At 66.9% G+C, this 20,282-nt stretch carries 15 protein-coding genes; 14 read left to right on the top strand and 1 reads right to left on the bottom strand.

Features of this window, described 5'->3' with window-relative positions; genetic code table 11:
* The first annotated feature begins 15 nt into the window (after positions 1–15).
* Genes QH196_RS01815 through QH196_RS01795 form a run of 5 tightly spaced genes read left to right on the top strand, consistent with a single transcriptional unit; the run spans position 16 to position 5,653 of the window.
* Entirely contained in the window at positions 16–279 is a 264-nt protein-coding gene (locus QH196_RS01815; RefSeq protein WP_033247376.1) for a hypothetical protein, read from the top strand.
* A complete protein-coding gene (locus QH196_RS01810; protein ID WP_280413992.1) occupies positions 276–866 on the top strand; it encodes a hypothetical protein in 591 nt (196 codons plus the stop codon). The genes QH196_RS01815 and QH196_RS01810 overlap by 4 nt, the downstream gene beginning before the upstream one ends.
* Positions 866–3,394, top strand: coding sequence for an ATP-binding protein (locus QH196_RS01805; RefSeq protein ID WP_280413991.1), 2,529 nt, complete (start codon positions 866–868; stop codon positions 3,392–3,394). The genes QH196_RS01810 and QH196_RS01805 overlap by 1 nt, the downstream gene beginning before the upstream one ends.
* Before the next feature lie 28 nt (positions 3,395–3,422).
* Positions 3,423–4,223 carry a hypothetical protein gene (locus QH196_RS01800; protein ID WP_280413990.1) on the top strand — a complete coding sequence of 267 codons (801 nt, stop codon included), beginning with the start codon at positions 3,423–3,425 and terminating at the stop codon, positions 4,221–4,223.
* On the top strand, positions 4,220–5,653 hold the full coding sequence (locus QH196_RS01795; protein ID WP_280413989.1) for a C40 family peptidase: 1,434 nt from the start codon (positions 4,220–4,222) through the stop codon (positions 5,651–5,653). Before QH196_RS01800 ends, QH196_RS01795 begins: the two co-directional genes overlap by 4 nt.
* Positions 5,654–5,686: 33 nt before the next feature.
* On the opposite strand, the gene QH196_RS01790 is transcribed toward QH196_RS01795, so the two are convergent.
* Complete coding sequence (locus QH196_RS01790) at positions 5,687–7,837, bottom strand: hypothetical protein (protein ID WP_280413988.1); 2,151 nt, start codon at positions 7,835–7,837, stop codon at positions 5,687–5,689.
* 412 nt (positions 7,838–8,249) lie between these two features.
* Here QH196_RS01790 and QH196_RS01785 point away from each other — a divergent pair, with 412 nt between their 5' ends.
* From QH196_RS01785 to QH196_RS01745, 9 genes are all read left to right on the top strand, one after another.
* On the top strand, positions 8,250–10,430 hold the full coding sequence (locus QH196_RS01785) for a hypothetical protein (RefSeq protein WP_280413987.1): 2,181 nt from the start codon (positions 8,250–8,252) through the stop codon (positions 10,428–10,430).
* 9 nt (positions 10,431–10,439) lie between these two features.
* A complete protein-coding gene (locus QH196_RS01780) occupies positions 10,440–13,052 on the top strand; it encodes a hypothetical protein (RefSeq protein WP_280413986.1) in 2,613 nt (870 codons plus the stop codon).
* Between the two features lie 33 nt (positions 13,053–13,085).
* Positions 13,086–14,555 carry a PPE domain-containing protein gene (locus QH196_RS01775; protein ID WP_280413985.1) on the top strand — a complete coding sequence of 490 codons (1,470 nt, stop codon included), beginning with the start codon at positions 13,086–13,088 and terminating at the stop codon, positions 14,553–14,555.
* Positions 14,552–14,911, top strand: coding sequence for a YbaB/EbfC family nucleoid-associated protein (locus QH196_RS01770; RefSeq protein WP_280413984.1), 360 nt, complete (start codon positions 14,552–14,554; stop codon positions 14,909–14,911). Before QH196_RS01775 ends, QH196_RS01770 begins: the two co-directional genes overlap by 4 nt.
* Positions 14,908–15,588: a hypothetical protein gene (locus QH196_RS01765; protein WP_280413983.1), complete on the top strand. Its 681-nt coding sequence runs from the start codon at positions 14,908–14,910 to the stop codon at positions 15,586–15,588. The genes QH196_RS01770 and QH196_RS01765 overlap by 4 nt, the downstream gene beginning before the upstream one ends.
* 19 nt (positions 15,589–15,607) lie before the next feature.
* On the top strand, positions 15,608–15,973 hold the full coding sequence (locus QH196_RS01760) for a hypothetical protein (protein ID WP_280413982.1): 366 nt from the start codon (positions 15,608–15,610) through the stop codon (positions 15,971–15,973).
* Between the two features lie 39 nt (positions 15,974–16,012).
* Positions 16,013–16,318: a hypothetical protein gene (locus QH196_RS01755; RefSeq protein ID WP_280413981.1), complete on the top strand. Its 306-nt coding sequence runs from the start codon at positions 16,013–16,015 to the stop codon at positions 16,316–16,318.
* Between the two features lie 9 nt (positions 16,319–16,327).
* Positions 16,328–18,850, top strand: coding sequence for a hypothetical protein (locus tag QH196_RS01750; protein ID WP_280413980.1), 2,523 nt, complete (start codon positions 16,328–16,330; stop codon positions 18,848–18,850).
* A gap of 84 nt (positions 18,851–18,934) precedes the next feature.
* Positions 18,935–20,282 (top strand): type VII secretion target (locus tag QH196_RS01745; protein WP_280413979.1); only part of this gene is annotated, 1,348 nt, incomplete at its 3' end.

Here is a 20,282-nt window from a genome sequence, read left to right as displayed (position 1 = left end):
TACGAGGCGGCAACCATGAGCAATCTCAGCAATATCCTCTACGGCATCCTGGTATTCGTACGGTGGGCCGGACTGATCCTCATCACCATCGTCTCGATGGCCGTGCTGATCTCGGAGGCCGCGAAATCCAAGCTGTCCCCGGCCAAAATTCTCGGTGTCGCGGGTTCGGCGATTCTGGCCGCCGTACTGTTCTGGATGCTGCCGACACTGGTGAACTTCGCCCGCGCGGACGCCAATATGATCGTTCCGGACCACCCCGTCGGGGGCGGTTATCAGTGACCGCCCAGGTAATCAAGATTTTCACGCCGGTCAAACGCGTCCCCACCATGATCGGCAAGGCCCAGAACGGGCAGAAGCTGCCGTTCGGTCCCTATACCCTGCCGCAGGTGGCGGGTGTGGCCATCGGCTTGATCATCACGGGTGCCGCGGCGATGTCCCTGCCGGCGAATCCGGCGATCACCTTTCTGGCCGGGCTGGCGCTCACGGCCGTGCTCGGTTTTGCGTTGGGCCTCGTCCCGTACACGGGTGTGCGGTTGTTCTCGCGGGTGGTCTGGTTCGCGCGACTGATCTGCTATCCGAAACCGGTACTCGCCTCGGGAATGCCGGTGACCCCCGAATCGGCCCGGATCACCATGTTCGTCGAGGAAACCGTGGTGGCCATACTGCCGCACGAACCGGCTCCGGGCAGTCCCCGGAAAAGCCGCGCCCAACGGGTTTCGGCCCGGGGCGGGCAGCTGTTGGACCTGCTGAACACGAATCGGGTCCCGCGCCCCGTGGAGGTGGTGGATTCGCCCCCACCGGCATCCAGCTGGCGGTCGATGATCAGCGGTAACGGAGGGCGGTCGGCAATCGGAGAGGGACGCTGATGGGGTTCAACCGGGACCTACAACCCACGGCCGCGATTCGCGGGCATCTCCAGTTCACCCATTCGGGCCTGGTCACGGCCACGTACTTCATCACGCCGCTCGGGTACGGTCTGCGTAAGGCCGGCGATAAATTCGATGTCAAACTCGCGCACCACGCGCTGATCAACAACCTGCCCAACGGGTCACTGTTGCTGGGGATCCAGGCGCGGCAGAACACGCTCGATGTGCTGAGCAAAATGGTCGAGGGTGTGGATCTGGACGAATGCGCCGATTACGCCGACGAGGTGTTCGCCTCCTATGAGCGGGTCCGCGCCATCTCCCCGCAGACCCGGATCTACCTACTCTCAATTCCGGTGGGTACCGCGAGTACCGGCGGAATATCGGCGCTGTCCAGGATGTGGCGGGGGAGTACGACGACTATCGACGCGACGGCCATCTCGCGTGCCGAACTCGATGCCTACGAGGACGAAGCCAATGAGATCCTGTCGCGGGTCGGCGGGGATTTCGACCCGGTACCGGTGCCCGCGGCCTTGTTCCAGTGGCTGTGGGAGCACTATCTGGCTCGCGGAGCGGTCGGTGATCCGGTGGCACCGACCCGCGCGGGTGCACTCGACGAGGCGACGGCGGCGGTTTTCAAATCCGCGGCACTGGACGAAGGCGCCCGGGCCGACTCCCAGCGCCGGCTGCGCCCCTCGTTCGTCCCGGTGATCAAGGTGGTGCAGCCGGACACCGGATACCGTCCGTCCTACCAGGCAATGCTGACCCCGCGGTCGTTCCCCTATTCGGGCATGATGTTCCCGGGTGGTAGCGAATTCCTGAATGTGATCGACGGTCTCGGCGGCGCGGTTACCGTCGACTGGGGAATGCGGATCTCCACCAAACCTGCCGATCAAGTGCTCAAGAGCAACGAGGTGAATCTGCGCCGTCTCGGCGAACAGATGGACCAGCGTGACCAGGAAGTTTCGTTCGCGCAGAACACGCTCATGTCCAAGGCACAGATGCTGGGGGAATACAACCAGCACTTCGAGGTCAACGGCGGGGAATCGGAGGTGTCCTTCACCACCGTGATCGCGGTAGGGGGGCCTTCCCGGGACGAGACCATGGACGCGGTGAACACGCTGCGCCGCCGCTACAAGCGATTCCAAGTGGAGATGGCCGCACCGGTCGGTGCACAGGTCGATCTCTGGTCGCTGCTGGTCCCCGGCAGTCCGCCGCGGCGGGCGTTCGACGATTTCGCCCATATCGTGCCCTCCGATATGTGGGCGGGTTTCGTTCCGTTCACGACGAGCCAGATCGGTGACGACAGCGGTCCGGTGATCGGCCTCAACCTGCTGTCCGGGCATTTCGAGCCGATTCATTTCGGAATCATGGAGGCGGCGCTGCACGACCTGTCCGCGTCTTTCGCGGTCACCGGCGAACTCGGCTCGGGTAAATCGTATTTCCTGAAGCTCATGGCCGTGCTCGTCCACGATATGGGCGGGCAGTTCCTGGCGATCGACCGAAGCCAGGTGGGGGAGTGGGAACATTTCGCCGCCGCCATCGACGATGCCGTGGTCATCGACCTGGCGAACCCATCGGTCTCGCTGGATCCGCTGCGGCTGTTCGATCCCCGTGTGGCCGGGGAGCGAGCACTGGATTCGGTGCTTCCCCTACTCGATCTGTCGCCTACATCGGGAACGGGTGCGGTGATCAGCAACCTGCTGTCACCCAAGGGGATCACCGAGCACAACATCGCCAGCCTACTGGACCTCTACCGTGTGGTGTGCCGGTTGCGCGACGAACCCGGGGCGCTCGACGAATACGCGGATCTGGCGTCCAGGCTGGGAACCATTGTCGAACGAGTGCCGGTGCTGTTCGACCCGAACCTTGCGCCCATCCGGTTGGATGCTGCCGCCACCGTGGTTCGCAGCCACAACCTCGCCCTGCCGACCGCCGAGGAATTGACCACCCCGCACCTCTACAATCGGCTGCCCTTGACCAAACGGCTCGGGACCGCGCTCTACGAGCTCGTCGGAGTGACCGCGCGGGAAGCATTCCTTTCCGACAACGGGCGTTTCGGTCTCCTCGTCGGCGACGAGGCGCACCATTTCACGCAGACTCAAGTCGGTGCGTCGGTGACCTCGGATTTCAGTCGTGACGGCCGTAAGCACCTCGCCGCGATCGGGCTGGCCTCCCATGATCCCGCCACCGATTTCCAGGGCGCGGCGCACAACCTGATCCCGAATCGGTTCGTCTTCCGGCAGCGCGACGAAACGCTGGCCCGCAACAGTCTGGAGTGGCTGGGCGTGGATCTGGAAGAGGCGCCCTACCTGTTGCAGGCACTTCGCGAGGAGACCTCGCCGCCGGTGGGAGCAGGCCGCCAGGTGCCGGAAGAACGTCGCGGTGAGATGTTCATGCGGGATGCGCTGAGCCGTATCGGGCGTGGCAAAGTACTGGGCCCGGCCCGAGCGGATCGAGCGGAAGCCATCACCAGCACGCCCACCGCAGTGTCCCGGACGACCCGGCGCGAACCGGAGTCGGTCCGGTGAGCGGGCGGCGCCGGGTGGATCGGTTGCGGTGGTGTCGAAGAGAAAGCTGATCGTGGTGCTGGTCCTGCTGGTGTGCTGTTGTTGCGGCGGGCCGGCGCTCATGGTGGGGGCGCCGTTCGCGGAGCTGACCTCGATGGCGAAACAGGATTTCGGGCGGCAATGCGATATCGCGCTCGGACCGGCCACCGGGACGACGCCCACCACCACCCCCGCCACCACCAGTACCGTATCGGTTCCCACCGCACCCCCTTCGCTCTCGGCCACGCCCACCGGAAACCCCTACGCATCTTTGACCTTCGCGGCCGACGACCCGGACGCCGGCCCGCGCGAACGGGAATGCGCGTCCGCCATGCAGGTGGCCCCCCGCCAGGGCCCGGCCTTGCAGGCAAGCAGCAATCATCCCGCCACGGTGTGCGCCGCGGAGCTCGCCCTGGGGTATCCCGAGGCGGGCGGCGCGGCGGAACCGGCCGGCTACATCCGGGACGTGATCTACAGCGCCTCCGTCGCCGGTTCGTCGGGACGGTGTATACCGGGCCGGGCACCCCGCGCGGCAGCGGTGGAGAACTGTGGTGATTCCGCATACGGCGAACCGGTGATCCTGCCGGAAACCGTGCGGGAACAGGCATTCTGCGGGCATGTGGTGGATCCCGCCGCTATATCGCCCGGTGATCTGGTGTTCTGGGATTACCGGGACAACGCCGCGACCCGGGCCGGTATAGCGCTGGGATCGGGTGAGTTGGTGACGATCGAGGACGGGAAATTCGTGCGCTCGGGTGTTCCCGGTGCCGGGCACGTCCAGATCAAGCGGGTACTGCGGGAGGTGTCGTGACCAGCGCGGAAATCGGGCCGTTCACCGTCGATGCGGAGTTCGAGGGCGAGGCGGAAGCGGAAGGTGCCCCCGAAACCGGGTCTCCGTGGGTCGGTGGGCGCCGGCGGTGGGGTTCCGGCGGAAGTCCCAACGCACCGGGAGTACCGGCAGCCCCGCCGGGGCCGGCCACTCCGGCCACCTCATCCGGCCCCACCGCGACCCCGGTCGCCCAGTCCGCGCCTGCGCCGGCGGCTGCCGCACCGCCGCCCGGTATCGCGCTACCCGGTCTCCCGGTCCTTCCGGTACCCGGCGTACCCGCCCCGGTAACCGGTACCCCGGCGGCGGCCGCTCCCGCGCCCGCCCCGGCGGCCGACCGCCGCGAGGAGACGGACCCCGAACCGCTGGTGGACCCCGACATGCTGGCGCGGATGGCGCCCATGGCGATGATGGCCGGCGCGTCCCTACTGCCCATGATCGGCTCGGCGCTCTCGGGGCTGACCGGTGCCGGCGGTGCGGCGCCCGTGGCCGAGGACGCCGCGACGGGGATGTCCCCGGAGGCCGAGCGTGCGATGAAGGTGCTGAAACTCCTCGAAGATATGTACGGCGAGGGCGAGCCCAAGGACCCCGAGGTGAAGAAACTGAAGGAGGAAGCCGGCGGATCGGATTCCTCCCGCGGTGCCGGGCCCGCGATGCTGAAGGCCAGAATGCTGTTCCAGGACAATGCCGCCACGGCCTTCAACAACCTCGACAAACAACTGGCCAAATACATTTCCGGTCTGGCGGGATCGAACAAGGTCGACAAGAACGCGGTGCGGTCGCTGTTGAAACAGGTCAACGCGGCGCTGGCCGAACTCGGACCGATGGCGTACACGAAGGAGGGCCAGCAGAAGGTTCGCAAGATCCTGACTGTGGCCCTGCAGGCGGCGCACAAGATCGTCGCCGGCGGATCCGCGAATGCCGGTGACGCCGCCTCGGCCATCAACCAGCTGACCAATCAATACCTGTACAACCTTCTGGGCAAAGAGCTGCCCGGCGGGGTGAAATTCGCGTCCGGCACGAGTAAGGGCGAGGCCGCGGTCGAGGGAGGATCCGCCCGTGCGAGGCATGCTGTGAAGACTGCCCTGAACCAGGTCGGCGATCCCTATGTCTGGGGAGCCGAGGGGCCGGACAGCTTCGACTGCTCGGGGCTCATGCAGTACGCGGCGAAGAAAGCCGGCGTGAACATTCCCCGTGTCGCCGACGATCAATTCAATTCCCTGCCGAAGGTCGCGAACAGGGATATCCAGCCGGGCGACCTGATCTTCCCCGAAAGCAGTTACAAGAACGGGGAGATGGGGCATGTGATGATGTACATCGGCGACGGTAAATGCGTGGAAGCCCCGAGCCGCGGCAAGGATGTCCGGGTCACCTCGTTGCCGAGCAGTTTCGCGGCGCGGCGCTGGGCGGACTGAACCGACCCTCCAAGGGCCGCTCCGCCGCCGCGCTCAGGGATCGAAGGGGTCCAGGCCTTCACGCGGATCGAGATGATCGAGGTTGGCCAGCCGTAGATGCCAGCGGTAGAGATCCCGCTTTGCGCTGAGGTTGTTCGGATCCGCGGCGAAAGCGTTCGCTGCTGACTCGAATCCTCGCGCCGCCTGGTTGCCGATTGCCCAGCGGGTATCGCGGCCGACCGTATTCCATTCGGCGGGAGTGATGGCCTGGCGCAGCGCGACATCGGAGTCCCAATTCTGCTTGACCCGGTTGACGAAGCCCTGATTGATCACAGCTCCGGGGCGCGGCCGGAGGGTGTGGCGCCGGAAGTTGGCTCCCGCCATCGCTGCCTGGGCCGCGAAGGCCGCGCGGGCCTCCAAGGGATCGGTGGGACGCATGTGATTTTCGACGGCGCGGGCAGCGGCGATCGCTTTCTGCAGTGGTTTCCAGCCATAGGGATTACTGGACATACTCGAGTTCATGGCAGCAAGGGCACGCAAACCCTGGTTGGACACTCCCTCGGGGGCGCCACCGGCGAGCAGTACGGCATTCAGCCAGTTGCCCGGAACCTTCATATCGCCCAGCCCGTCGAGCGCATGTGCGACACCGAGTGCGGTTTGCATACCGCCGAACGGGTTGGCCCGCTGCTCTGCCCGCATCAGCCAGTTGGCGCGGCCCTGGTGCCCCCAGTCGTACATCTGCTGGCGTGATGCCGCGGTGCGGATATTCGTCATTTCCGAACGTCGCTTGCCGCGCGCCAAGGGACTCAACGGGTTGGGCGTGGCCATCATGAGCCAGCCGGTCACCGGTGAGTTGTTGATGGTGCTGAGGGCAGCGAGCATGCCCAGCCCGCTCAGCGAACTGCCGCCGCCGGAACCGCCGGGGCCGACGCCCATCCCCATACCCGGAGCCGTACCCCCACCACCTCCGCTCTGATTGCCTTGGATGGCCAGCGCAAAACGATTCGCCACCCAGCTGTTTCCTCGATCCAGGCTGTTGCTGAGACGCCGGATCTGGCTGATGGCCACGATTTCCACCACACAGGCAATAACGATCACCGAAAGTACCTGGCCTGCCGCCTGATCGAACAGGTTGGTCATGAACAGGATATAGATCCCGAGGAAGCAGGTGAATGCGGCCATTCGTGCAGCGGAGATGAAGCCGTCCACGATATTGCGCACGAGATAGGTCTGGGTGGGCCCGTAGATGAAGCCACCTGCCGCAAAACCGAGGATGGCCATGAACCCGTGATAGATCGTGTCCAGTGCCGCTTTGGTGACCTTCAACGCCAGATAGACCGCGAACAACAACAGCAATGTGGCGCAGACCAGCAGAATCAGGCCGGTACCCACCTGCCCCATCGTGGGGTTGTCGGCCTTGGCGACTGCGGCCTGGTTGTTGCAGTTCTCCATACCCTCGCGGATATTGTCGTCGCTCCCGGAGAGCACTGCGGAAGTCCACGCACTCTCGCACGAGTAGTAGTTGTCGACCACGTGCCCGAAATTCCATACCTGCACCGGCTTCCGCGCAAAATTATCGGCCAGGTCGTTCTGCATACCGGTGACGAGTACTGCCGGGTTCGGGTTTCCGTCGCCCGTGAGGCCGGCGGCCACCGAGAGGCCGACATTGCGCCCCTGACTGAGCAATCCGTCCGAGGAGAGCACCTCGGCCAATGGTTCGGCGAGGAAGATCGGGCCCAGGACTGCCACACCGAACATGGTGACCACCTGCATGGTGGCTTTACCCGGAAAGCCACGAACTATGAACCATGCGACGAAGAACGCGCCGATGGTGACCGCGGTGATGAGCATCATGGGGGTGGCGATCTGGGCGACGAACGCGTCGGCTACGCCAGTGAGGGCGTCGGCGAACATATCGAGCCACGTGAAGCTGAAGGTGAAACCGACAATCCAGATCGCGGTGGTCACGATGGACATGTAGCCGATGAACTCCACGCCGAGAATGGTCCACAGAATCGTATTGCCAGGGTGCAACAGATCGCCTTTGTCGGTGGCGAATATGTAGTTTGCGAGCGGGACACCCTGGGAGTCCTTGACATTCATCCAGCTGAGACCGTCGATCTGCGAGACGCCGCTGCTCACCTGAGCGGTCGCAACGACACCGATGATCCCCGGAAAGACGACCAAGGCGAAAAGGGCCACCATTATCCACAGCACCCGGCGCCGCCACGGCCTGTCCCGTACCCAAGTCTTGCACCGGCGGACGAGCATGTCGGGATACCAGCGCAGTGGATCCCAGGAACGGCGCTCCGGCCGGGCCCTATCCGTTTCGGAGGAGGCGGAGGGGGCTGCCGGCGTGGAGCGCAGGTGCATAAGTGTTTCCTCCTGCGTCATCGCTCGACCCTTGTGACGGGTAGGGGTATGCGTACGCGAGCCTAGGGTCGCACGCTCGATAATGCCCTGTTCCAGCAGGTCAACGCTTCCCCGTGCTGGGAATCCACGACAATGGGTGCGTCACGAAGGGAGGCCGCGCACATGGTCGGCTGCCGGTGCCCGAAACCTTCCTCCGGCCGGTTGTCCAACGATCGCCGGGGGATAGTCCGTCGGCGGATGAACCGTGCTGCGGGTCGCGCTCGCCGGGGTCGGTGAATTCGTGGGTTTCGGAGACTTCCTCGAGGACAACTGGGACGAGCTCGCTGTCGGTGGGGCGAGTGTGGTGGGGTTCGTTTGTCGCGGGACACCGTGGGGTATCGCGCTCGGCGCTGCGGCGGGAGGTATCACCGCCGCGTTGCAGGGCGAGGATTTGGGAGGCGTTTTCATCGGTGCGGCGCTGGGTGGCGTCGGCGGGTTCGTCGGTGGGTTGGGTAGTTTCGGGGTCAAAGGGTTCATGGGCCGCGGTGGAGTGACCACGCTGGCCCGCAACAACGGGTGGTTCGGTGCGGTTCCCAGAGCGTTGGGCGGAGGGCACCTTTCGCCCTGGAGGACATACTTCGGTCTGCTCGGTATGTCTTTATCGGGTTGGACGGGCGACAGTATCCCCGAGACCGTGTACCAGCATCTCGGGTACCCCCGAATTCCACTGATCGATATCAGCGAGACGGAACTCGACAAGATTCCCGACGGTATGCCGCATGTCTATATGCCGGATCCGCAGCAGTTGCCGGAGGGACTCGAATTCACTCCGCCGGCGCAGCGGAATTTCCGATCGCTGCCCGCGGTCGAGCTGGACTGCTGGACCGGGTTCGGTGAGAAGCCGGTGCCGGCGACAGAGCTCCCGGAGGAGTCCGATGTCACCGACATATTCGGTGAAGAATCAGCGGGAATACCCGAATACGCTCGGCGCGTCGAACTCCTGCGTCATCGGTACAGCACGATCAGGGCGCAATCCAGTGTCGTCGCGGAGGCTGTGAAACGGTCGGCCGAACTGTGCCGGGGAGGGCGGGGTGATCTGGCGGCGTCGCTCGGGATTCAGAAAGAGTACGTCGCAACCGATCCACGTGATATGAAAAAACTCACCGAACTGCTGACCGAACACAACGAGAAACCCAGCGAATTCAGCGGGGTAACTGTATTTTCCGTCGACACCGGGCAGCTGAGCACCGCAATGCAGAGCGAGGATGCGTACACAATGGTCATCCTCGAATCCAGCTATGCGAGCGTCGAGACGATCATGTCGTTCTACGCTGGGCAGTTCGAAGAAGCCGCTGCGGCCGTTCAGAAGAAAAGTCAGCACGAAGATTCCGATTCCGGCTCGGATAAGCGGAACTCCGCCACCGAGTCCGGCGGCGAGCGGTCTCGTGGCCCGGGGTCTGCGGTGGATCCGGCTGCTGATCGGCCGGAGGCATCGGATGGGCCGGAGCCGAACGGGGTGCCGGCTCCAGAACCCTTGGATCTCAACGCGGGCAGCGGGTCGGAAACCGACCGCGGGTCCGGTCGGCTTTCCGGCGAGGGCGCGACCGGCAGCCCCGGCGACCCCGGTGTCCAGGACGCGGTCCCAGTGAATATGCCGGTTGTGTCGGCGCCGGCGGCAACGAATTCCGGCGGTATGAGCTCGGTACTGGGGAACATGATGTTGCCGCAACTCATGCGGGCCGCAATGGGGCGCGGCGATGCACAGGACCGGGGTGAGCGAGACGACCGCCGCGCGGAACGCGAACGTGATGCGGGCAGCGTGACCGCGCTCCGGCCGGGCACCGTCGCCGCGCCGGGCGTAGGACAGCCGCCCCCCGGCCAGTCCGCCGCCCAACCGCCCGGCCAGCCCGGTCCTGGCAAGGCCGCGGCTGCTCCGGCCGACAATGCGCCACCACCTGCGAGGTCCGCCGCCACAGACCCTGCCGATCGCAGGGTGTATACCTTCCCGGATGGACGCACGCAGGAAGTGTCGGGAGTGGTGGCCCAGGCTCTCGACACGGCGTTCGGAAACGCCGCGGGTACCGACGCCCGAACGGCGTACGCGGGCACGCCGGCGCAGTGGACGGATGTGAAGAAGATCGGTCGACGGACCGACCCCTATCAGCTGATGACGGGCGATATCGGGGTCTGGGTAGAACGTACGGCGTTGCTGGTGGTGTTCAAGGGTCCGGATTCGGGCGAGGGAACGCTGGAAGCGGTGATCGATGGTGCATTGGAGCCGGTCGTATCGCTCGCGGAAATGCGTGACGGCGCCGGCGAGTTCGGGCCGTTCACCGGCTTCTTCCATCCCCCCGGAATCGAGCTGACCACTACGGCATCGCCAGGCCACGGGGACGTAGCCGGGACAGTCGATCAACCCGCGGCCGCTGCCGCGGCGCCAGCATAGGAGGGGTGAATGGCTGTTGACGGTTCCGCCTGGTTCGGGCTGGCGGTCGATGTCGGCGTCAATCTCGCGGTCGGCAGGGCGACCCGTGGCCTCGGCCCGGTCAAACAGGCGCTCGCGGATGCCGGTGGTGGTGCCGCGGGCGCAGCCTTTGCCGATGGCGCCTCGAATGGCTGGAGCTTCAACAATCTCCAGGCCGGAGCGATGGGTGCCGGAGTCTCACTTCTCGGGTCGGCAGTCGGGCAGGGCGCTCGGTTCGGTCTCCGGCGGGCCGGGGCGCGCCACGATACTGCCTTGACCGAGGCGCAAAATGTCAGCAGTACCGCGTCGGACCAGGCAAGGCGTCTCGACCGGGCACAGCAGACTCTCGAGGGTGCCGAGCAGGCCCTCACTACCGCGCGCAGAGACCTCGACGACGCGAACAGAAGGCTTCAGGACGCGGAGAGGAAGTTGAACGGACTCAGTCGGCGTGATCCCGGACATGCCGAGGCTTTGGCGGAGCGCAACGCTGCCGCCAGCGCGCAGAGAGACGCGCAGCGGGCATTCGACGGCGCGGAATCCGCCGCCCGAGACGCAAGGACTGCGGTCGCCAATGAGCGCGGCGACCACGACCGATTGCAGGCCGCGGCCGACTCTGCCGAGACCGCGATGAACAAGGCGCAACGTCGAGCCAATATCTGGGGTGCAGATGGTCATGCGGCCAACTGGGTCAAACCGGGTGTACTCGGGGCCGCATCTTTCGCTCACGTACTCGGCGGTATATGGGAATACGGCGACGAAGGAGGTGGGGGCGCGGGTGCCCGGTCTGTTCCGCTGGAATGGGACGGACAGGCCGCCGCAGCAGCAGGCGGTGTCGCGGGGAGGGCACCATTCGTGCCCACCCAAACCAACCCCGGTGTGACAGTTTCGGGTACGCAGGGTTTTCTGCTCCGTCCACAGGAGTTGAGCCCTGAGCTGATCATTGCGTTCGGTGGTGCGAAGGACTCCTTTGCCGCCACGGTGGTGGATATCCATCAGATGAGTGGCGACCTCGAGAAGAAGAACGAATTGCGGCTCGACCCTCCTCCACGTATGCCGCAGGGAATCACCGTCGGTAGCGGCGGCGGTACCACCAGCTATAAAGAGGCCACCGACAACGTGGAATCTGCGCTGGACGACCTCTACAAATCGGAGTTGGGCAACAAGGAGACGGCGGCGAAGGTCGAGGATATCTCGGCGACGGTCAAGGACGGCGTGGCGGCTGTGATCAGCAGTCACAACAGTCAGGCGCAGCAACTCACCGCGTCGCCGGAACTCGAAATCAACTTCATGAAGCTCGTTTCGCAGGGGTTCGACGAGCTGATCGGCATCCTGGAGACCGCCGCGAATGCGATGGAGCGTGCGGCCTCCGGGATCGAGGATCCCAGCGCCGGAGACGAGAAGGCCTCCCAGCAGCTGAAGGACCGGGTGGGTGCGCTCGAGAACAGCATGAAGAATCCCTCGCTGTGGCCGGACGGCTCGAAAATCGGCACCCCGGACCCGGCCGGACTCGACAACCTCGGTGTCGGCACTCCGAATGTCCCCGGTACAGCCAGTTCCGACCTGGCCGACGCGGCGAAACAGATGGAAGACCGGTCGAACGACGCATTGCAGGCGTCCACTCCGGATGTACCGACCGCTCCGACCGGCTCGCTCGGCGGTATCAGCGATCCGATGGCAGCAGCCGGCGGAATGGGGAACAGTCTGTTGAGTTCCCTGCTCCCGATGTTGATGTCGCAGGCCGCGATGCGTAACGGGGCCGATAGCGATCTGGCGCGGCGGGTCGAGGATATCGACCCATCGCGGTACGACGTGGCGGCCGCCCCGACCATGCCCCCGGCCCGGCCGGCTTCGACCACGCCGTGGTCGAATCCGGCGACCACCACCCCGGCCCCTGCGCAGCCCGCGCACCACCAGAGCGGGCCGCCTTCCGGTGCGACCTCGAACCAGACGGGCTCGGGGATGCCGAAACGGGTACCGGGAGCGGACGGCCTGGTGGTCTACCCGTTCCCGGACGGACGGACGCAGAAGGTGCCGCTCACCGTGGCACTGGGGCTCGACAAGGCGTTCGCGAACAAGACGGCCACCGATGCGCAGGCCGCCTACGCCGGCACCCCCGCCGCGTGGACGGACCCGAAGGATATCGGTGCGGCCGTCGACCCGTTCCAGTTGGCCACCGGGGACGTGGCCACCTGGCGGGCGTCGGCGGAGGACGAGGGCAAGGTCCCCGCCGGAGCCTCCGCGGTGGTCGGAACCCCCGCCGGTGGTTCTGCGGAGGGCGAGAAGAAATCTCCGAAGGGCGAGAAGAAAACCGGGGATGAGCAGTCCGGCGGGTCGACGGGCGATCCGGAGTACCGGTCGGCGTTGCTGGTCGTTTTCGGTGAGGGCGAATCCGGCACCGTGGAAGCGGTTGTGCACGGCGAATTGCAGCAGTACGCAGCGGATATGACGGCTCCGGACGGCCAGGCCTTCGGCGAGTTCGCCGGATTCAAACATCCGAAGGGTATCGAGGCCACCGGCGATACGGGCCAGGAGGGCGATGCGGCGGCCGGCACCGGTGCGGATCCGTCGGCCCTCGACGTCCCGGCGTTGGCCGGCCCGGCGTGAGGGTGCGAGAGTGACAGGTGAGAGGAGACCGGTATGGCGTTGAATGTCGATCTCGGTGAGCTGGTGGCCGTTGCCGGGAAGTCCGCAGATATGGCGCGCCTCACCGGCGCCGCGATGCCGCGGGAATGGGTACTACCTGCTGGGGCGGACCCGATTTCGGCGCAGGCCGTGCCCCAGCTGAACGCCGATGCCGCGGCGCTGTTCAACGCGACCGTAGGGGTGCTGAACAAGATTCAGCGCGATGCGCACCATATCGGCCAGGCGGCAGTCGAGTACGCCGCTGCCGATGACGAAGGTGCCCGCCTGGTAAACGGTTCGGGCGCCGACTTGGTGGACAATCCGGTGCCGGCCGTGGAACAGGTGGGTCTTCGCAGAGTACCGCCCGGACTACGCGATATGCCTGTGGTGACGGGAGATCCGCTGACCTTCGCGCAGCAGTTGCACAGTGGCCCGGGACCGGAACCGGCCCATCGGTTCGCCGATTCGGTCCGGTTGTTCAACACCAGCTCTCGTGTTCAGGCCGCCGATGATATGGATCGTGCGGGGTCGGTTCTGCAGCACTGGACCCCGGTGGGCTCGGAGGTCGCCACGCGGTTCGCGACCTACCGCGGCTGGATGGACAGCCTCGGCGACGCGATGGAGAAACTGGCCCAGGGAGCGGAGTCCTACGGTAACGCGTTCGCCCGGGCCAAGGCGAAACATCCGACCCCGGAAGAAATTATCGCTGCCCGGAAGAAGATGCTGGCGGCGGCGCGGGCCAAGAACGAGGCGGCGCTCGCCGCGGCGACCGCGGAATACAACGAAATGAACGTCCGAGCGGGCGAGGCGACGGGTTCGTATGTTTCCGAGACCGGGACGGGGGTCGCGGATTCGTCGCAGAGTTCCGGCGCGGCGGCGGCGCAGACCGGGTCGGGTTCGGGCGACCAGATGCTGTCGCAGATGCTGCCCATGCTGATGAGCATGATGGAGCTGGGCCAGGACGGGCTGTCGCCGACCGAGGAGATCTCCGACGACTACTACGACGACTATTACGACGATTACGGACTCGGGGATTACAGCGTCCCGTCGTACGGTAGTCCCACCGGTGGTAGTCCGTCGGTGCCGAGCGGGGGAATTCCGAGCGCGTCGGAGGTGCAGACGTTGTCCGGATCGACCGTTATGCCGCTGACGCCTGCCGTGGGTAGCAGTCTCGGTTCGCCGCCGCGGGTGCCTACGTCGGAAGGTGTCGCCGGTAGCTCGGGAAGTCCCTCCGCGCGTTCGGGAATGCCGATGATGCCGATGATGCCGATGGGGGGAATGGGCGGTGCCGGGGCAGGTGCGGGCGGCGGCGGTGACGAGCGCAACCGCATCGTGGCCTGGCACCCCGATCGCCTGATGTATGTCGATGACACTCCACACACCGAACCCGTTATCGGGGAACGGCCCACCATCGCGCCGACGGTCACGCAACCGACCCCGGCCCCGGCCAACCAGGCCCCGACCCGCACCGGAGGCAACGCATGAGTATTCATCCCGATGTGCAGGCCGCGCTCGACGCGGCCCGAGAACTGCGGCACCGCATCGCCGATATGCGCGAGCGTATCGACGATGTGCGCGCCCGGCGTCCCTCGCCGAGCGGCATGGTGATTCCCGAAGTCGACGCTATGGGCCGGTTGACGAGTTTGTATCTCGCTCCCGGGACCGCGGACCGATTCAGTGGTGAGGAACTGGTCGCCGAGATCATGGCCGCGATCCGGGAGAGTACGCAGGATGCGGCCCGGCAGTACCAGGTGATCATGGAAACGGTGATCACGGATGATGCTGCGGAGATCGCCGGCGGTGACCGGGAACCGGCCGGCGTCGGAGATCCGGCGCGATGACCGCCCCGGAGCAGGCGGAAGCCGAAGAGACGGTATCCGCGGCCGACGCCATCGGGTGGCTGCACGAGGAAGGGCTGGCCCGGCTCGCGGCGCTGGGCGGCGATTCGGGTCACCCGACGGTCGCCTTCGCTGTGGACGTGGCGACCGGCATCATCACGAAGTATCCGGCCGCCAACGCCGGTATCGGTGCGGATTCGAGCACCGTCGGCGCCGACGATCTGCCGGGACCGCTGGAAACCGCTCGCCGGCTGGTGATCGTGGGAATCACCAGTAGTGAACAGTTGCTGGTGGTGGACCTGGCGGGATCGCTGGTGATGGGAATCAACGGTGACCGTCCCGAATTGGCCGCACGTTCGTGGGTGAGCCAGTTGCTGCTCAATCCCGAGGTCAGGATTACCACCAACAGTGCCGAGGTCGCGCTCGGCGCCGGCCCGCGCTGCCGCAAGAGTTTCATCCCGGGCGGCGGTGGTTCGATCGTCAGCGTGGACGATGGCCGGCCCCCCGTCACCACCGTATCGATGAATTCCGATGCGGACAGTGCCGATTATCTGGAATTGCTGGGTGACGGTACCGGTGAAATGTACCTGGGTGCCCGGGTCTGGCAGCTGCGCCTGGTGCTGACCATTGCCGACGCACCGTGGTCGGTGCTGTCGGAAACCCTGGCCGAATCCGCATAGTACAAGCGAGGAGATGGCGATGGCCGACGATTACGACGACTACACTGCCGACGGTTTCGATGAGGCGCCGGGCACGAAACCCGTTGCCGCGCCGCAGATTCACGAGGTGTTCAACCCCGATCATACGGTGGGTGTGGCCTGCGGCCGGGATGGTGAGGTCGTGGGTATGCATATCACCGACGACGCCAAGGACAACGGTGATGCCTGGCTGAGCGCCGAAATCCTGAAGGTCGCCGGGCTCGCGCACGCGAAATCACGGCTGGGATTGCGGCGGGAGATGGAGGCCAACGGGGCGCGCTCCTACACCGTCGACTCGTTCGGGCTACCCACCGAAGCCGCGTATCAAGCGATGGAAAACGAAGCGTTCGGCCTACGGCCCGCGTAAACCGTACCGGTGCCGGTACGGCCGAGAGAGGACACGACCATGGTGAAAATCCTGTCGCTGGAAGATTTGACGGCGATCGTGGGTGATGCCGCGGGTGCGGTGTCGGTGGTGGCCGATTGCGTCGGCACGACGGTGGATTCCTGGTCGGCGGAATCGAACTCCGAATGTGTTGTGGACCGGGAAATGCTCGGAACGCTGGAGGTGATTCGCGACCTCTTCGGCGCGGGGTTGATCGGAGTACTCGAACAGTCGGGTATCACGGTGCAGGCAACTGAGCTCGGTAAGGCTGTGCTGCGCAATTCCGATATCGACGGCAGCCTTGTCGTGCGGTCTGCCGAGGCCTGACCGGCCACGATGGCACCGGAGCAATCGAGTCCGCACTGGGATCGGATCGTCGGGGACAACTGGCCGCAGATACCGCCGTCGGCCTGGCACGCTCTGGAGACCGCCGCGCGGGAGGGCGCGGAGGCGCTGAACCTTTCCGATGTCGAGCAGGCGCGGCGCGCCTTCGAGGAAACGGTTCAGCAGTCGGCCGGCCTGGAATATATCCGGCTGGCACTGGTTGCTCTGGAGAACAATCCGCGCGCATTCGCGGCGGCGTTGACGGCCGCGGCCGATACCTTCGGCACGCTCGGCGATATCGTGCGGCGCACCCGGAACCAGATCCTCGATGTGGTCGGCGATGCCGCGGAACGGATCGAGGCGGCCACCCGCGGCGACAACAACGACGACGGGGAAGTGGACGACGAAGCCGAGACCGAGACGGACCGGCAGACCACCGAGGCCATTCTCGCCGAAGCACGGGGCGATGTGGAAGATATTGTCGCGGCCGCTTTGCGCTCGCTGGGCCCGCAGGGCCTGCCACGATTGGACGATATCGCCGAGGCGCTGGGGCAGCCCGGTCCGTGGCGTAGTGGCGCGTTGCCCGGCCGGGCTCCCGGGGCGCCGGGTGCCGGTGCTCCCGGCGACAACGGTTACCACTGGGGGCCGGGCTTCGGCTTGGACTCCGGGACATGGCACCGGAATCCCGGCCTGACCGGCTTGGTGCCGCCGGATGCCGGGCTCGGTCGGGTGCTGATCGATTTCTTCTGGGATCTGCTGACACCGGATCCGGTGGCACCGGACCTCGTGCCGCCGCCGCCCGCGGGTGAGGTGGCGGGCGAACCCGACGCACCTACCGGAATGCCCGCGCCGCCGATACCCGGCCAAAGCATCGAAGGGCAGGAGCAATCCCTCGGTGGCGCGCCGCCGCCCGGGCCGCAGACCGGCATGCCGGCCCCCGAATCCGACCGGGGGGCCGGTGTAACTGCTGATGATCCGCCGGCCGCCGGCGAGAACGAAACTGGCGGCCGCACAGCGGACCTGCCCGCCGAAGCCGAGCCCGCAGGTGATCCGGAGGCTTCCGCGACCGAGTCCGGACCCCGGACAGTTGTGGAGGATCCGGGTACTTCGCGCGACGGCGCGCAGACCGATGCCCCCGCCGGCCAGACCACGAGCGTGACGCCTGGTCTGCTCGCGGCCGGTCTGCCGATGGGATCGGCAGTCCCGGCGAACACGGCGAGTGCGGAACCGGCGGTAACCAGGAGTACCGCTGCGAGCGCTGGTGCGGGCTCGGCCGGTTCGGCGGCGAGCTCGGCGACCGGTTCGGCCGCGATATCCAGCACGCAGGCGTCGCGTGGCGCCGCGGGACCGATCGAGGCGCACCGGGGTGCCGGTGCGACCGGGAAGGCGATCAGCACGGCGAACACGTCCGGCGTGGTGGCGCCCGGCGGTAAGGGTCCGGGTGCGCCGCCGGACGGCGATCCGGGTGGGGAAAAGCGTCGCGGTGCGGGGGAAGTTGTCCAGGACGCGGTGGGTGCGGCCATGGTCGCCTCGGCCGCACCCGCGTTCGTCGTCGGGGAGCGGGTCGACGGCGATCTGGTCCTGGCCCGCACTCTGCTCGGTGGTATCCGCGCCGCCGCCGACCCCTGGGGGGTGGGTGTGGACTGGGCGGTGGCCGTGCTGCGGCATCCAGGCGGGGTGAGCGCGTTCGTCACCTCGAACGAAGGGCGCGGGTGGCTACCGGCGCGGTTGTATCTGCCGGCGGAGTTGTCGTTGCCGTGGCTGTGGACGGTGTCCGAGGGGGCCGGCTGGGAAGGTATCGCGGATCCGGCGCGCGTTCTGGTGGAGTTCGCGATGGCCTGGGGCGCGAAGTCGGGGTCCAAGTTGTCCGCGCTGGCGTCCTCTCGGCCGATCGATCCGGTGCTCGGCGGACAGCTCGCAACAGTCGCGCTGGCCGGGTCGGTGGGGCCCTCGGATGCGATGGACCTGCGCAATCCTGCGGCCGGGATGCTGGATCGCCTGGGTCTCACCGCCTCTGCGCGCCTGCTCGATCGGGCGTCTTCGGTTCCGGACGACGGTGTGGCGCGGCGATGTCTGGAGCTGGCAGTCGATGCGCATATCCGGGTCGAGCGGGCGGGTATCCGGACGGTCGACGCAATGGGTGCCCCCGAGATCAGGCTCCGGATTCTGCGGGCCCTACGGGACGGCCGTGAGTTCGCGGCCGGCTGGTGGGAGGAGATGCAGGACGCGGATGATCTGATCGCGGCGACCGCGGTCGGGCATCGCGCCGTTACCAGCCGGATCGCGCTCGGTGAGTTACGGGCCGCTGCCACAGATCCGGAGCCGGATTCGGAATTGTCGGTGCTACGTGCGCTGACCTTCCATCGCCGGTGTAACGAACTGGTGCTGCTGCTGGCCGAAGGCGGGACACGGCAGACTTTGCGCGACGCTGTCTACGCACATGCGCAGATCCTGACGCATCCGCATTTCGCGCAGCCCCCGGCGGCTGCGCCCGTGCCGCGCCGGAGCGCGGTATCCACCGGCGGAGCCCGGTGACCCGAGACCGCGTGCCCCCCAAACTCCCCAGCGCTGGGAAGGATCGACAATTGGGGGGTCGGTGGTGGAAAGGATTGATCGGGCATGCCGGAACGGCTGGATATCGACCCTGAGTTACTGCGCCGGCTGGCACTGCAACACGATCAGGTCGCGGCCGAGACACGGGAATGGGCGCAGCCGCCCTCCGATTGGCTCGCCAATTTCGAACCCACCTACGGCAAGATCGCCAACCCGGTGAAAGAGGCGCTGGAACGCTACTACACCGCCCGCCTGCGGGCAGGGGAAGCCCTTGCCCGGGAGCACGAGGAAACCGCTCGATCACTGCGCGAATCCGCGGACACCTACGAACGGACCGATGCCGAGGGTGCGGCAGGGCTCGGGGATCCGGACGGCGAAACCCGGGGGCCGGACACGATGTTCGGCAGCACGCCTTCATCGGTGAACGGTCCGGCCGGAAATACCACCACAAGCCCCGGGACATTCGGCGCGGCCCCGCCGAACGGGTCCGCCGGTACGGTGCCCGGGGGCACCACACCGCCCGGTGGTATCGACCAGCCGGGCACCGGCACACCGGCGGCGGCGGGTGCCGGCGCTGCGACGCCGGGCGCCACGTCCGTACCCGGGGCTGTGCCTGCCGGTGAGAACACTGCTGCCCCCGGCGCAACACCTGCTGCCGCCGCTGCCGGTACCGGGGCGGGGACAGGGACGGGAACAGGCCCGACCGGGACCACCGGCACGGTGCCGCCGGGGGCCATGGTCGGCACCGGTATGCCGGCCGGCGTCGGTTCCGGCGGCGAGGACCGCGGCTCCACCGCGCCGCCGTCCGGAGCGACAGCGGACGGGCACGGGGTTCCCCCGGTGGTCCCGACTCCGTTCAATTCGGCGGTATCGGCCGCCAAGGACCGGGAAGCTGAGCCCAACTACATCGTGGGCGACGCCGTGAACGAGGATCTGGTGCTCGCCCGCACCCTGCTCGGTGCGGTGCTGGCGGCGACCGATACCCAGGTCGGAATGACCTGGGCGGTGGCGGTGCTGCGCGGTCCGGCCGGTGCCGGAATGTTCATCACCTCGAACGAGGGACGCGGCTGGCTGCCGGCCGGGCTGTACCTTCCGCGGCAGGTCTCCACGCCGTGGTTGTGGGACGAACTACTCGGCGCCGACGGAGACGAAGCCGCCCCATGGGAAGGTGTCGCGGACCCCGCGCGGGTACTGGCCGAATTCGGCCTGGCCTGGGGGGCGAAGGCCAACGCTTCCCTGTCCGCACTCGTTTCGTGGGGGCCGGGCGACCCCCGGGGGCGCGGGCGGCGCGGGGCGGGCGCCCGGGAGGGGGGCGGCGGGGCCGCCCGGCTCTGGGGGGGGCCGCGCCCCCCGCCCGCCGATGTGAACCTGCAGGTGCTCACCCCGGACACCGCCGATCGGCTCGGAATCACCG

It is taken from the genome of Nocardia carnea, assembly GCF_029868325.1.
GTDB lineage: Bacteria > Actinomycetota > Actinomycetes > Mycobacteriales > Mycobacteriaceae > Nocardia > Nocardia carnea_C.
The sequence above is the reverse complement of the archived record's forward strand: the minus strand, read 5'-3'. Positions and strand labels throughout refer to the sequence as shown.